The organism is Streptomyces venetus, assembly GCF_039540295.1.
In the GTDB taxonomy this organism is placed as follows: Bacteria; Actinomycetota; Actinomycetes; order Streptomycetales; family Streptomycetaceae; genus Streptomyces; species Streptomyces venetus.
In genome coordinates this window covers 130762-145578 of sequence record NZ_BAABET010000007.1, presented here as the reverse complement: position 1 = coordinate 145578, position 14817 = coordinate 130762, and the positions used below count along the sequence as shown (strand labels likewise).

9 protein-coding genes and 1 pseudogene are annotated in these 14817 nt (G+C 72.1%); 8 read left to right on the top strand and 2 right to left on the bottom strand.

Features of this window, described 5'->3' with window-relative positions; translation table 11 throughout:
• Window positions 1–117: 117 nt before the first annotated feature.
• A complete protein-coding gene (sepH, locus tag ABEA82_RS23445) occupies window positions 118–1152 on the top strand; it encodes a septation protein SepH (RefSeq protein WP_345663583.1) in 1035 nt (344 codons plus the stop codon).
• A gap of 79 nt (window positions 1153–1231) precedes the next feature.
• Here sepH and ABEA82_RS23440 read toward each other — a convergent pair whose 3' ends face one another.
• Complete coding sequence (locus ABEA82_RS23440; RefSeq protein WP_345663582.1) at window positions 1232–2083, bottom strand: sulfurtransferase; 852 nt, start codon at window positions 2081–2083, stop codon at window positions 1232–1234.
• A 250-nt stretch (window positions 2084–2333) separates the two neighbouring features.
• On the opposite strand from ABEA82_RS23440, the gene ABEA82_RS23435 reads away from it, so the two are divergent.
• Window positions 2334–3137: a VOC family protein gene (locus ABEA82_RS23435; RefSeq protein WP_345663901.1), complete on the top strand. Its 804-nt coding sequence runs from the start codon at window positions 2334–2336 to the stop codon at window positions 3135–3137.
• Window positions 3138–3212: 75 nt separating this feature from the next.
• On the opposite strand, the gene ABEA82_RS23430 is transcribed toward ABEA82_RS23435, so the two are convergent.
• On the bottom strand, window positions 3213–3809 hold the full coding sequence (locus tag ABEA82_RS23430; protein ID WP_345663581.1) for a SigE family RNA polymerase sigma factor: 597 nt from the start codon (window positions 3807–3809) through the stop codon (window positions 3213–3215).
• A 404-nt stretch (window positions 3810–4213) separates the two neighbouring features.
• Here ABEA82_RS23430 and ABEA82_RS23425 point away from each other — a divergent pair, with 404 nt between their 5' ends.
• The 6 genes and pseudogenes from ABEA82_RS23425 to ABEA82_RS23405 all read left to right on the top strand — a co-directional run bounded on the left by ABEA82_RS23425 (window position 4214) and on the right by ABEA82_RS23405 (window position 14815).
• A complete protein-coding gene (locus ABEA82_RS23425; RefSeq protein ID WP_345663580.1) occupies window positions 4214–5206 on the top strand; it encodes a beta-ketoacyl-[acyl-carrier-protein] synthase family protein in 993 nt (330 codons plus the stop codon).
• A 54-nt stretch (window positions 5207–5260) separates the two neighbouring features.
• Complete coding sequence (locus ABEA82_RS23420; protein ID WP_345663579.1) at window positions 5261–6604, top strand: NAD(P)/FAD-dependent oxidoreductase; 1344 nt, start codon at window positions 5261–5263, stop codon at window positions 6602–6604.
• A complete protein-coding gene (locus tag ABEA82_RS23415) occupies window positions 6601–7614 on the top strand; it encodes an ester cyclase (RefSeq protein WP_345663578.1) in 1014 nt (337 codons plus the stop codon). Before ABEA82_RS23420 ends, ABEA82_RS23415 begins: the two co-directional genes overlap by 4 nt.
• Window positions 7611–13058, top strand: a pseudogene (locus tag ABEA82_RS23410) (SDR family NAD(P)-dependent oxidoreductase); the annotation flags it as partial. The gene ABEA82_RS23415 and the pseudogene ABEA82_RS23410, both read left to right, overlap by 4 nt.
• A 57-nt stretch (window positions 13059–13115) precedes the next feature.
• Entirely contained in the window at window positions 13116–13865 is a 750-nt protein-coding gene (locus ABEA82_RS38715) for an alpha/beta fold hydrolase (protein WP_425588551.1), read from the top strand.
• Entirely contained in the window at window positions 13862–14815 is a 954-nt protein-coding gene (locus ABEA82_RS23405; protein ID WP_345663576.1) for a 3-oxoacyl-ACP synthase III family protein, read from the top strand. The genes ABEA82_RS38715 and ABEA82_RS23405 overlap by 4 nt, the downstream gene beginning before the upstream one ends.
• Window positions 14816–14817: the final 2 nt, after the last annotated feature.

Here is a 14817-nt window from a genome sequence, read left to right as displayed (position 1 = left end):
GCCCGACACGCCGGGCAACTCGGCAAGGTTGTGGCAGGCTGCACCCGGGCAGGCCACACTCGACTAGCGGAAGCAGCGACGCACGTGACGTCGGCAGGCACCACCCGGGAGGTCCCCATGCCCGAACTGCGTGTCGTGGCCGTCTCGAATGACGGCACACGGCTGGTGCTGAAGGCTGCGGACAGCACGGAGTACACGCTTCCCATCGACGAACGGCTCCGCGCCGCCGTGCGCGGCGACCGTCCCCGCCTCGGCCAGATCGAGATCGAGGTGGAGAGCCATCTCCGCCCCCGCGACATCCAGGCGCGTATACGAGCCGGCGCGACGGCGGAAGAGGTCGCGCAGCTCGCCGGCATCCCCGTCGACCGGGTGCGCCGTTTCGAGGGCCCGGTGCTCGCCGAGCGTGCGTTCATGGCCGAGCGCGCCCGCAAGACCCCGGTCCGCCGCCCCGGTGAGAACTCCGGTCCGCCCCTGGGCGAGGCCGTGCAGGAGCGACTGCTGATCCGCGGCGTCGACAAGGACACCGTGCAGTGGGACTCGTGGCGTCGCGACGACGGCACGTGGGAGGTCCTGCTGGTCTACCGCGTCGCGGGTGAGCCGCACTCGGCGAGCTGGACGTACGATCCGCCCCGGCGGCTCGTCCAGGCCGTCGACGACGAGGCGCGCATGCTCATCGGCGAGTCCGACGACCTGTCCGCGCCCGAGCCCAGCTTCCCGTTCGTCCCGCGGATCGCCCGGCTGCCACGCGACCGGCCACTGGACCGTCCCGCCGACCGGGAGCGGCCCAGCCTGCCGGCCCAGGCGTCCGAACCGGCCGAGGAGACCACGGGTGAGCGGGACTCGCTGACCAGTCTGCTGGAGGCGGTGCCGAGCTTCCGCGGCGACCTGGTGGTACCGGAACTCCCGGCGGCGGAGCCCGAGGAGGAGTCCGTCGCCGAGCCCGAGGCGGAGGAGCCTCCGGCCCCCGCGGCCTCGGCCGGTTCCGCCTACGCGGACGTGCTCATGCCGCGTTCCGTCGGGAGCCACCGCGACCGTCTCATCGGATCCACGGACCGGCAGGCCGAGGCCGACGGTGTCCGGCCGGGCCGCAGAGCCGCCGTCCCGAGCTGGGACGAGATCGTGTTCGGGACGCGGCGCAAGAAGCAGGAGTAGCCGGGTCACGGCGTGGACACCGGCCGCACGACGAGGAGAGGGCCGTGCCTCATCGGCGCGGCCCTCTCCTCATGCCTGCCTACTGGGGATCCGGGCCCACCGCGACCGGCCGGTCCGGGTCCGAGGACCACTCCGACCACGACCCCACGTACAGCTCCGCCGGCACACCCGCGACCGCCAGGGCGAGGATTTCGTGGGCCGCGGAGACACCCGACCCGCAGTACACGCCGACCCGCGCGCCCTCGGTCACGCCGAGCCCCTCGAAACGCGCCCGCAGTTCCCCGGCGGGCAGGAAGCGGCCGTCCGGCCCCACGTTCTGCGTGGTGGGCGCCGACACCGCGCCCGGGATGTGCCCCGCCACCGGATCGATCGGCTCGACCTCACCCCGGTACCGCTCCCCCGCCCGCGCGTCCAGCAGCACCCCGGACCGTGCCAACTCCGCGGCGGCGTCGGCGTCGAGCAGCCCCGCCGCACCCGGCTCGGGCACGAAGTCGCCCTCCGCGGGTGTCGGCACGGTCTTCTCCAACGGCCCCTGCCAGGCCGGCAACCCGCCGTCGAGGACTCGCACGTCCGGGTGGCCCGTCCAGCGCAGCAGCCACCATGCCCGGGCGGCCGCCCAGCCCTGCCCGCCGTCGTAGACGACCACCGGCGTCCGGGACGACACGCCCGCCCGGCGCATCGCGGCACCGAACCGTGCGAGGTCCGGCAGCGGATGGCGGCCGCCCTCGCCCGGCGGGGAGGCCAACTCCCGGTCGAGGTCGACGAAGACGGCCCCGGGCAGGTGCCCTGACTCGTACTCGGCCCGGCCGTCGTACGGCGGCTCACCGGCCGCCTTGGCCGCGGTGAGCTGCCAGCGGACGTCGAGCAGGACCGGCGGTTCGGCGGCCGCCAGGTCGTTCGCGAGGTCGGATGCGGAGATGGTGGCGTTCATGGCTCCATCCTCGCGCACGGGGGTGGCCGAGCCGTTCATGTCCGGCTACTCTGCTCGGCCGGACCGGGGCGATCACGTGGCGTACGGGAACAAGCACATGCTGTACAGCTGAGCGACACGTGCCGACAAGCGCGCCGCACGGGACAGCACCCGCACCTCGGGCATTCTCCCGGGCATGGCCGCCCCGCAGGACGGGCCCCACGAGGGCTGCGGAGAGCACGGCCTCCGCGAGGCCGAGAAGAGAGTGACGATGACCGACGCACGGGAGTTCGCCGCCCCGAACGGCGAAGCGCCCGCTCGGCACACGCCCGGCTCACCCTGCTGGGTGAGCCTGATGGTGCACGGGCTGACCGCGACCGAGGACTTCTACGGAGCCCTGTTCGGCTGGGAGTTCCGGCCGGGCCCCCGGCAACTCGGCCCGTACGTACGCGCGCTGCTCTACGGGCACGAGGTGGCCGGCATCGGCCTGCTGCCGCCGGACCGCCGGCTGCCCATCGCCTGGACGCCCTACTTCGCCTCCCCCGACGCGGACCTGACCGCCGACTCGGTGCGCAGCCGCGGCGGCACCATCGCCGTGGGCCCGCTGGACGCCGGCGACACCGGCCGTCTCGCGATCGGCTCCGACCCCTCGGGCGCGATCTTCGGCGTCCGGCAGGCCGCCGCGCACCTCGGCACGGCCGTCTCGGGCATGGCCGGCACACCCGCCTGGAACGAGCTGCTGACCTACGAGTCGGCGAGCGCCGCCACGTTCTACCGGACGGTGTTCGGCTACGAGGAGGAGGCGGTGGTCTCCGCCGGTTTCGACTACGTGACCCTGCACCGCGGCGGTGAACCCGTCGCCGGCATCCACGGCCTGGGACAGGCCCTCCCCCGCGACCGGGGCCCGCACTGGGTGACGTACTTCCAGGTCGCCGATGCCGACGACGCCGTGGACCACCTGGTGCACCTGGGCGGACATGTCCTCAGGCCGGTCCACGACACGGCACATGGCCGGATGGCGTCGGTGGCGGATCCTGAGGGGGCCCGGTTCGCGCTGCTGCAACGGCGGCGGTGAGGGCCGGCTCCCGCCCCGGGTCGTCGCCGCGGTCACGCGGCAGCGGTGGCGGACCGCCCGGCGGGAGCCGACAGGTCACGCGACCCGCGTCTCGAGCATCTCGGAGAGCCTTGTGATGCCCCTGGACGTATGGGACTTCACGGCACCGACCGATATACCCATCGTCTCGGCTATTTCCGATTCTTTCAGGTTCATCCAGTGCTTCAGTATCAGCGCCTCGAATTGACGGCGAGGGAGCCTTCTGAGGGCCTTGACCACCGCCCGCTGGTCGTTATTCAGCAGGGCCTGTTGTTCGGCCGATTGCACCACGGGCTCGCACACTCGGGGTTCCGCGTAGCGACGGGCGATGACGAGGCGCCGCAGCCTCATCCGCGCCAGGTTTCGCACCACCGCACGGAGGTAGCCCGCAGCCGCCTCCGGAGAACGTAAGTCATCCCAATTCTTGTGGAGTTGGTAGAAGGCTTCGGCGACGATGTCCTCTGCATCGGCATCCGCACCCAACGTGACGGCGAGCTTGATCAGACGTGACCGATAGGTGACGAAGAGGTGGGCGATTGCCGTCGATCGATCGGATTCGTGCGTGCTGCGCGAAATAAGCGCTGAGGTCATCTCCGAAAACCCAGTCTCCCCGTAGCCCGCACCCTCTTGGGCGGGCCGACTCTTCTTCATCATGCCATGGGTGACTCCACGCCATCGGGCCGGTTTCGGCCACCTCGACGACGAAAAGCGGACCCCGAAAAAGCGAAGGACGACATTCCGCATCCGCTTCACCCGAGGGCTCGAATACCCGCCGGAGGCGGTTGTGACGGACGTCACTACGCTTGTTGGGTGTTGGCTGTAAACCGATTCGCGGTTCGCGCAACCAAGTGATGTGAAGCGAGTGAGCGGGGCCCCGTCAGGGGTGCGTACCGCGATCGGCAGGACGCCGTCGCACGCTCCATGAGTGAGCGGTTCCATGGACCAGGCGAAACGGCGCGCAAAAGGAGCGGCACGACCAAGCCGCTCTATGCAGCTACACGGGGGAAAGATTTATGAAAGGCGCAGGACTTCTTGTCCTGGAAGCTGTGACGACATGGTTGCCAAAGGAGCGTGAGACGGCTTCCGCGATGGTGGCCGAGGGCAGGATCACCGCCGAGGAGAGCCGCGACCTCGGACTGACAGCGGTCCCGGTGTCCGAAACGCCGGCACCCGACATGGCGGTACTGGCCGCCGAGCGGGCATTCGACGCCTCGACGTGCGATCCCAGCGACGTCGGCCTGGTGGTGCACGGCTGGCTGTACCACCAGGGCCACGACTTCTGGTCGCCCGCCCACTACATCGCCGCCCGGGTCGGGGCCGGCTCCGCGCTCCCGCTCGGCGTCCAGCAGATGTCCAACGCCGGTGCCGCGGCGCTCGGCGTGGCCGTGGACAAGCTCGTCGCGGACGCACGTCCCCAAGTGGCGCTGGTCACCACCGCGGACCGTTTCTGCCCTCCCGGATTCGACCGCTGGGCCGCGGACTACGGAGTGGTGTACGGCGACGCCGGCACAGCGGCGCTCCTGCGCCGCCTGGATACGGGGCGGCCCCGTTCCGGACTCGTTCTGAAGTCGCTCGCCTTCGTGACGGACGCTCAGTACGAGTCGATGTACCGCGGTCGTGACGATTTCAGCCCGGCGCCTCTCTGGCGCGGTGGCCGTATCGATGTCAAAAGACCCAAGAAGGCTTACCTGGAGGAGCACGGGGGAATCGCCGCCTTCACCGAGTCGGCGCGCTCGTGCGTACGCGCGGTCCTTCTGAAGGCGCTCGCCGAGGCAGCTGTCGAGCCGAGCGACGGCCGTATCCGCTATGTGGCTCTGCCACGCCTCAGTGACAGTGTTCTCGACATGATGTATCTGCCCGTCCTGGAAGGACTGGTGGCCGGGAAGACGCTGCGGGAGCGAGAGGGCAGCGGGCATCTGGGGGCAGGCGACATGTTCGCCAATATGGCCCACGTCTCCGCGTCACCGGATCTCGAATCCGGTGAATTCGCCGTGTTGATCGGCGGCGGTGGCGGCTTTACCTGGTCGTGTGCCGTGGTGCAGGCCGTCTGACCCTCCCGGGAACTCGCTTTCTGTATCTCACCAAGAACGTACGAGAGGTCAGTCGTGCCAGAAAACCAGACCCAGAATTATGACGTCGTCATCAATGGGGCCAGTGTTGCGGGCTGTACGGCGGCGATTCTGTACGCACGCCAGGGAGCCAGGGTGGCGCTGCTGGAACGCCGTTCCAGCATGGACGCGCACAAGGTGCTGTGCACCCACTACATACAGGCCTCCGCTTATCCCGTGATGTCCGAACTCGGCTTGGCCGACGCCCTCGACGGCATCGGCGCCATACGCAACTCCGCGGACTACTGGACGAAATGGGGCTGGATCAGGCCGGAGGCCGAGACCGGCCCCGGTGTGCTGCCGCACGGTTACAGCGTCCGCCGGCAGTCGCTCGACCCGTTGTTGCGGCGGACGGCGGCCGGCACCGAAGGCGTCGACCTACGGCTCGGTCACACCGTGAACGAGTTGCTGGTGGAGGACGGCCGGACCACCGGTGTGGCCGGCACCTCGGCCGACGGCTCCTTCGTCCTGAGGGCACCGCTCGTCGTCGGCGCCGACGGCAAGGACTCCACGGTCGCGCGCCTGGCCGGTGCACCGTCGGAGACCACGGAGAACCATCGCTTCAGCTACTTCGCCTACTTCCGCGGGCTCCGCCACCCCGAGGGCCGCACCTCCGCACGTGTCTACTACCTCGACCCCGACAACGCCTACGTGATGCCCAACGAGGACGGGGTGACCGTCATCGCCGCCGTGCTGTCCAAAGCGCGGCTCGACGACTTCCGCGAGGACATCGAGGGCGCTTACCTCGACTTCGTCCGCTCGTTGCCGGAGGGCCCCGAGATCGACAGGGCCGAGCGGATCTCCAAGGTCATCGGCACCGTGAACTACCCGCTGATCACCCGTCAGCCCTCCGGTCCGGGGTTCGCCCTGATCGGCGACGCCGCCCTCACCAGCGACCCCCTCTCCGCGGTGGGGTGCGCCTGGGCCATGCAGTCGGCCTCCTGGCTGGTCGAGGCCACCGCCCCGGCGCTCACCGGGGACGACCCGCTCGACGGCGCGCTCGCCGACTACGCGAAACGGCATGCCACCGAGACCGGCGCCCATCAGCACCTCATCGCCGACTACGCACTGGCGCGCCCGTTCAACGAGATCGAGGCGTTCATGTTCGAGGGCGCGGCACGCGATGCCCGACTGGCGGAGCACTTCCACACCTTCGGCTCCCGCCTGATCACGGTGGAGGACTACATGGCCCCCGAGATCGTCGCCCGCACCGAGAAGGTCACCGGCTGGAGCCTGTCGGAGGAGTCCCTGCGGGTCCTGTCCGGCGGAGCGCCGGGAGCGGGGACTCACGCGACCGGCCCCGAGGGCGCCCGCCAGGAGAGCACGGAGGCCGCCCGATGACCGCGCCGGCCACCGTCCTGACCCACCGGGAGCTGTGGGACGCCTGGTCCCGGCTGTGGAACGGCGACTTCGCCATCGCCGACACCATCCTGTCGCGCACCATGCGGGTCAACATCCCGCAGTACGGCATGCCGGACCCCGCGACCCTCCACGACGGTCCGTCCGTCGCCTCCTGGATCGCCGCCTTCCGTTCCTCCTTCGACGACGACGCCCGGATCACCGGCGAGCTGGGCCCGTTCATCGTCGGCGACTACGCCATCGGCCGGTGGGTGTTCGAGGGCACCTGGCAGGGTGGCCGACCCGCCGCCGCCACCGCCCCGGCCGGCACCCGTGTCACTTTCCGCGGTGTGGACATCCTGCGCTTCGAGGACGGCCGGATCGCCGAGTACTGGCTCTCGGACGACCAGCTCGACCTCTACGCCCAGCTCGGCGTCCTCGGCGGTACGACCGCGGCGTCGCAGGCGGCCGGCCCGGCGGAGGAACTGCGCGAGCGGCTCACGCAGCTGCCGGCGGACGCCGGGCGCAAACTGCTTCTGCAGCGGGTGCTCGACGCCGCGGCCGATGCGACGGAGATCGCGGAGCTGCGTACCGCGTCCGGCGACGAGAGCTTCCTGACCCTCGGCGTCAACTCCCTGACCGCCGTGGTCCTCGGCGAGCTGCTCGACGAGCTGACGGGCGTCCCGCTGACCTCGACGACGGTTTTCGACCAGCCCACTCCGCGGGCGCTCGCCGACCATCTGTGGACCCGGCTCACCACGACCGCCGAAGGCGCGCCCGTGTCCCTGACCGCGGCCCTGGACCGGTTGGAGGACGCCGCCGCCGAACTCACCGGTGACGACGCCGACGACCGTCTCCGCGCCGAACTCGTCACACGGCTCGGCGCCCTGCTGGACCGGCTCACGCCCGCGCCGGAGGGGGCCGTGGCAGGCAAGCCCGTCCAGGCGACGTCCGCCGAGGAACTGCTGGCCTATCTGGACACCAGACTCCGGCCCCTGGACGACGCCGGGTGATCCCGCCGCGGCCCTCGCCCCACGACTCCCGGACCCGACCCGTGCCTAGCGAAGAGAAGCTGAGGATGCCCGAGCAGAGCATGTCCGACGAGAACACGTCCACCGAGGCGCAGTTGTTGCAGTACCTCAAGCGCACGACCGCCGAACTCGACCGTGTCGAGGCTCGCCTGCGGCAGGTCACGGAACGGGACACCGAGCCGTTGGCGATCGTCGGCATGAGCTGCCGGTTCCCCGGCGATGTGACCACCCCCGACGAGCTGTGGCGGCTGGTGGACGAGGGCCGCGACGCGATCACCGGGTTCCCGACCGACCGGGGCTGGGATCTGGAGAACCTGTACGACCCGGACCCGGAGAGCATCGGCAAGAGCTACGTCCGCGAGGGCGGCTTCCTGCACGACGCGGCCGACTTCGACGCCGGGTTCTTCGGCATCTCCCCGCGCGAGGCCGTCACCGTCGACCCTCAGCAGCGGCTGCTGCTGGAGACCACGTGGGAGGCGTTCGAGAACGCCGGGCTCGTCCCGGACACCCTGCGCGGCAGCGACACCGGCGTCTTCGTCGGCATCATGTTCGACGAATACGGACTCCGCTTCCTCAAGTCCCCGGTCGAGGGCTTCGACGGCTACCTCGGTGTCGGCAGCGCGGGAAGCGTCGCGTCGGGCCGTATCTCGTACTCCTTCGGATTCGACGGGCCCGCCGTGACCGTCAACACCGCGTGCTCCTCCTCGCTGGTGGCCCTGCACATGGCGGGCCAGTCGCTGCGGCGCGGCGAGTGCGGCCTGGCGGTCGTGAGCGGCGTGATGCTGATGGCCACGCCCTTCTCCTTCACGGAGTTCAGCCGGCAGCGCGGTCTGGCGGTCGACGGGAGGGCCAAGTCGTACGCCGCCGGAGCCAACGGCACCTCCTGGGCCGAGGGTGTCGGTTCCCTGATCGTGGAGCGCCTGTCCGACGCCCGCCGCTTCGGGCACCGCGTCCTGGCCGTGATCCGCGGCTCGGCCGTCAACCAGGACGGCGCGAGCAACGGACTGACCGCCCCGCACGGTCCTTCCCAGGAGAAGCTGATACGGGAGGCGCTGGCCGCCGCGGGGCTCAAGGCGAGCGACGTGGACGTGGTCGAGGGGCACGGCACCGGCACCAAGCTCGGCGACCCCATCGAGGCCAAGGCGCTGCTGGCCACCTACGGCCAGGGACGCGACGGGCGACCGCTGTGGCTCGGTTCGCTGAAGTCCAACGTGGGTCACACCCAGTCCGCCGCGGGAATCGGCGGCATCATCAAGATGATCAAGGCCATGGAGCACGGCCGGCTGCCCAGAACCCTGCACGTGGACGCGCCGAGCCCGCACGTGGACTGGTCCTCCGGCGACGTCCGGCTGCTCACCGAGCCGGTCGAGTGGCCCGCTTCCGACCGGGTGCGCCGGGCGGGTGTCTCGAGCTTCGGCATCAGCGGCACCAACGCCCACGTCATCCTCGAGGAGCCCGCGCCCTCCGACACGGCCGGCGCGGCGCCCGAGGCCGCCGTGCGCCCGGAGCCGCCCGAGGGCTTCGTTCTCCCCTGGCTGCTGTCCGGACGGAGCGCGGAGGCGCTGCGCGCCCAGGCCCGGAAGTTGCTGACGGCCCTGGGCGGGGAGCACCCCCTCGACATCGCCTACTCCCTGGCCACCTCACGTGCCGCGATGGAGCACCGCGCCGTCCTCACCGCGGGCGACCGGGACACCCTGCTCTCCGCCCTGGAGGCGGTCGCCCACGGCACCCCCACCGCATCCGCCGTCCAGGGCCAGGCTCGGGCGGCCGGCCGGACCGCGTTCCTCTTCACCGGCCAGGGCAGCCAGCGGCTCGGCATGGGACGCGAACTGTACGCCGCGTACCCCGCGTTCGCCGCGGCGCTGGACGCGGTGTGCGACGCGCTCGACGAGCACCTCCCCCGCCCGCTGCGCCAGGTCGTCTTCGCCGAGGAGGACGCCGAGGGGCTGCTCGACCGGACCGAGTACACCCAGCCGGCGCTGTTCGCCGTGGAGGTGGCGCTGTTCAGGCTGCTCGAAGGCTGGGGTGTGCGGCCCGACTTCGTCACCGGCCACTCCATCGGCGAGATCGCCGCCGCGCATGTCGCCGGAGTGCTCTCGCTCCCGGACGCGGCCGAGCTCGTCGCGGCCCGCGGGCGGCTCATGCAGAGCCTGCCCGGCGGCGGCGCGATGATCGCCGTACAGGCCACCGAGGAGGAGGCCCTCGCTGCCCTCGCCGGCGCCGAGGACCGCGCATCGGTGGCCGCGCTCAACGGCCCCGGCTCGCTCGTCATCTCGGGTGACGAGGACGTCGTCACCGCCGTCGCCGCGCGTTTCGAGCGGCAGGGACGCAAGACCAAGCGGCTCACGGTCAGCCACGCCTTCCACTCGCCCCACATGGACGGCATGCTGGACGACTTCGCCGCCGTGGTGAAGGGGCTTTCGTTCGCGGCTCCCGTCATCCCCGTGGTCTCCGACGTCACCGGAGAGGTGGCCGGTGCCGACACCCTGGGCCGGCCCGAGTACTGGGTCCGGCACGTGCGCGAAGCCGTGCGCTTCAGCGACGCGGTCGCCACCCTGCGGGAGGCGAAGGTCAGGACGTTCGTCGAGCTCGGCCCGGACGGGACGCTCTCGGCCATGACCCGCCAGTGCCTCGGCGACGAACACGACGCCCTGGTCACCCCGTTGCTGCGCCGGGACCGGCCCGAGCCCCACTCCCTCGTCACGGCCGTCGCCGAGCTGCACGTCCGCGGTGTCTCCGCGGACTGGGAGGCGTTCTTCGAGGGCTTGGGCGCACGCCGTGTCGACCTGCCCACCTACGCCTTCCAGCGGCAGCGGTACTGGCTGGACGAGCCCGACGCGCCCGGCGACGTCTCCTCCGTCGGCCTCACCGCTGCCGACCATCCGCTGCTCGGCGCCGTCACCACTCTGGCCGCCGGGGACACGGCGGTCTTCACCGGTCGCCTCTCCGGCCGGACCCACCCGTGGCTCGCCGACCATGTCGTCTTCGACAGGACTCTGGTGCCCGGTACGGCACTGCTGGAGCTGGCGAACCTGGCGGGTGCCCACACCGGGCACGAGACGGTGGAGGAACTGACGCTCCAGGCTCCGATGGTCCTGCCGGAGGAAGGGGGCATCCGTCTCCAGCTGATCGTCGGCGCTCCCGAGCCGGACGGCCGCCGTCCGGTGACGGTGCATTCACGGTTCGACGACGAGGCCGGGGACGACGAGGCGGTGTGGACGCTGCACGCCGCGGGCCGGCTCGCCCGCGCCGAGGAGGCCGCGCCGGAGTCCGGCGGCAGCGAATGGCCGCCGCGGGACGCCGTGGAGGTGGACATCGACGGTCTCTACGACCGGCTGGCCGACACCGGCTTCGCCTACGGTCCCGCCTTCCAGGCCCTGACCGCCGTATGGCGGCGCGGGGACGAGCTGTTCGCACAGGTGGACCTGGCCGAGGAGCCGGCGGCGGAGGCGGCGCGGTTCCGGCTGCACCCGGCGCTGCTCGATGCGGCCCTCCACGCCCTGGCGTGGGAGGAACTGCGTGACGGCACCCCCTCGGGCCGGCTGCCCTTCTCCTGGAACGGCGTGCGGCTGCACGCGCTCGAAGCCTCCTCGCTGCGAGTCCGCTACACCCGCCAGGATGCCGACACGGTCACGCTGACGGCCGCGGACCCGGAGGGCAACCCGGTCATCACCGTCGAGGGGTTCGTCTCCCGCGCCGCTTCGGTCGAGCAGCTCGGCACCGCCCGCGGGACCGCTCCCGACGGACTCCACCAGGTGGACTGGACGGAGTTGCCGTCGGCTTCCCGCACCGCCCCGGCGCGCACGGTGCGGCACTTCACCACCCCGGCGGCCGCGCTTGAGGCGCTGGCGGGCGGGAGCGGCATGGCCCAGGACACCGTCGTGCACTGTGCCGGGGCCCTTGGCACGGACCTCGCGGGCGCCCTGCGGGAGACCACCGGCCAGGTGCTCGACCTGCTGCGGACCTGGCTGACCGAGGGGCCCGAGGCTCCGTCCCGGCTGGTGCTGGTCACCCGCCGGGCCGTCGCGGCGCGGCCCGACGAGGACGTTTCCGACCTGGCCGCTGCCCCGGTGTGGGGTCTGGTCCGGTCGGCCCAGTCGGAGGCGCCGGAGCGTTTCGTCCTCGTCGACCTCGACGAGGACGGTGACGTCGGCGACCAGCTCCGAGGCCCGGACCTCGCGGCGGCGCTGGCCTCGGGTGAGCCGCAACTCGCGGTGCGGGGCGGCACATGGCTCACTCCTCGCCTGGTCAGAGCCGCCGTCTCGCCGGCCGTCGAGCCGGATCCCGCGGCCTGGCAGGGCACGGTGCTGATCACCGGCGGCACCGGCGAACTCGGCGCTCTGCTCGCCCGTCACCTGGTGACCGAGCACGGCGCCCGCAGGCTGCTGCTCACCAGCCGCTCGGGACCTTCCGCGCCCGGAGCCGCCGAACTGACCGCACGGCTGCGAGAACTGGGAGCGGACGTCACCGTCGCGGCATGCGACGTCAGCGACCGCGAGGCCCTGGCCGGGCTCCTGCGCGCCGTCCCGGCCGAGCATCCGCTGACAGCCGTGGTCCACACCGCGGGCGTTCTCGACGACGGGGTCGTCACCTCACTGACCCCGGAGCGGCTGGACACCGTCCTGCGCCCCAAGGCGGACGCGGCCCTGCACCTGCACGAACTCACCGAGGGCACCGGCCTGAAGGCGTTCGTGCTGTTCTCCTCGGTCGCCGGCACGCTGGGCAGCCCGGGACAGGGCAGCTACGCGGCGGGCAACACCTTCCTGGACGCGCTGGCCCAGCACCGCGTCGCCCGGGGGCTGCCCGCCACCGCGCTGGCCTGGGGCATGTGGCAACCCAGCGGCGGCATGGCCGGCACGCTCGGGGCCGCGGACCTCAAGAGGATGGAGCGCTACGGGGTTCTGGCCATCACTCCCGAGCAGGGCACGGCCCTCTTCGACGCCGCGTGCGCGACCGGACGGCCCGTCCTGGTCCCCGTGCGGCTGGACCGCAAGTCCCTGCGCGACTCGGCGCGGGCGCTGCCGCCGCTGCTGCGCGGACTGGTGCGCGGCACGGCACGGCGCTCCGCGGCCGCCGCCGCGCCCGCGACGGGCGTCCCTGCCGGCCCGACGCTGCGCGACCGGCTGGCCGGGCTCGCCGGAGAGGAGCGGTCGAAGGCCGTTGCCGAGGCGGTGGCGGCCGCTGTCGCCGGGGTGCTCGGCCACGACAGTGCCGACGCAGTCGACGCCGAGACGTCGTTCAGGGATCTGGGGTTCGACTCGCTCACCTCGCTGGAGCTGCGCAACGCGGTGAACCAGGCCACCGGTCTGCGACTGCCGGCCACCGCGGTCTTCGACCACCCGACGCCCGAGCAGTTGGCCGCCTTCGTGGACGGGCAGCTGGGCGCCGTCCCGGCCGGCTCACCGGCGACGGGCCAGGACGGCGGGGACACCCTGGTCTCCCTCTTCCGCGACGCCCACGAGCGGCACCGGCTCGGGGACGCGGTGGACCTGCTGGTCACGGCGTCCCGGCTGCGCCCGTCCCGCGACGAAGGGGCGGCACCGGCCGCCTTCCCGAAGGCCAGTGGGCCGGAGGAGGGCCCCGTGGTGGTCTGCTTCCCCTCCATGATCGCGATCTCCGGGCCGCAGGAGTACGCCGCCTTCACCGCCGCTCTCCCGGGCCGTGCCGTGTCAGTTCCGCCGCTTCCCGGCTTCTCTCCCGGCGAGGAGCTGCCCGCTTCGCTGACGGCCCTCGCCGACGCGCAGGCGCAGGCCGCCCTGGATCTCGCCGGAGACCGGGGGCTGGTGCTCCTCGGCCGGTCCACCGGCGGCTGGATCGCCCACGCCGTGGCACGGCGGCTGGCGGAGCGGGGCGCGGCGCCCCGGGCGGTGGTGCTGATCGACACCCTCGCCTGCCCTCTGGACCTGGACGACCTCTCCATGGTGGCCGACCAGATGCTGGCTCCGGAGAGCAGCGTCTGGATGGACGACCACCGGCTGATCGCGATGGGCGGCTATCTGCGCGTCTTCGACGGCTGGGCCCCCGAGGGCAACGGGGTGCCGACCGTTCTGGTGCGGGCGCAGGAGCGTTCCGGGTCGCACGACCGGCCGCGCTGGCCGCTGGCCGACACGGTCGTCGACGTGCCCGGTGACCACTTCACCATGCTGGGCGAGCACGCGGCCACGACGGCCCGGGCCGTGGACGAGTGGCTGCGCACGGCCCTCGCCGCGGACCGGGACGAGGAGAGCTCATGACCCGGCCCCTGCTGACGCTGGAGAGGATCGAGTCCGCCATGCCCGACCGAACGGTCGCGGTGGAGGCGATGGCACGGCCTCTCGGTCTGAGCCGCGCGAAGGTCGCGCTGTTCCGCAGAGTGCACGGACTGCACACACTGCGGCTCGACGAGGAACTGTCCTTGCTGGACCTGGTGGTCCCGGCGGCCCGGGAGATCGTGGCCGGGCTCGCCGAGCCGGACCGGGTGCGGTACGTCATTCACGCCCGGGCCATCCACCAGGTGGCACCGCCGGCGACGGACGTCGCGCGCCAGGTGCGGGACCTGCTCGGTCTCGGTCACGCCGAGGCGTTCTCGATGACGCAGCAGAACTGCGCCACCGGACTCGGCGCACTGGAGGTCGCCGCCGCGCTGCTGCGTGGCGGCGACCCCCGCGACCGGGCGCTCGTGGTGACCGGGGAGAAGTCCTTCTCCCCGCTGGTCCGGCTGGTTCCCAACACCGCGATCATGGGTGAGGCCGCGGCCGCCTGCCTGGTCGCGGTGGAGGGCTCGGGCCACCCCGTCCTGTCCCATGTCACCCGCACTCTCGGCGACTTCGCGGATCTCCTCTCGCTGCCCGCCGAGGAGCTGGCCCGGTTCGGCAAGGCGTACGCTCCGACGCTCGCGGAGGTGGTCCGGCAAGCCGTCGCCGAGGCCGGACTCACACTGCCCGACATCGACCTGATCATCCCGCACAACGTCAATCTCATGGCGTGGCGGCAGACCATCGCGGAGCTGGACGTCCCGGCCGAGCGCGTCTTCCTGGACAACGTCGCGCGTTACAGCCACTGCTTCGCCTCCGACGTCTTCGTCAACTACACGACGCTGCGCGAGGAGGGCCGGCTGACGGAGGGTCGGCACTACGTGATGGCCTCGGTCGGCGCGGGCGCCACCTTCAACGCCGCCGTCCTCACCTACCGGGGGCCGCGATGACC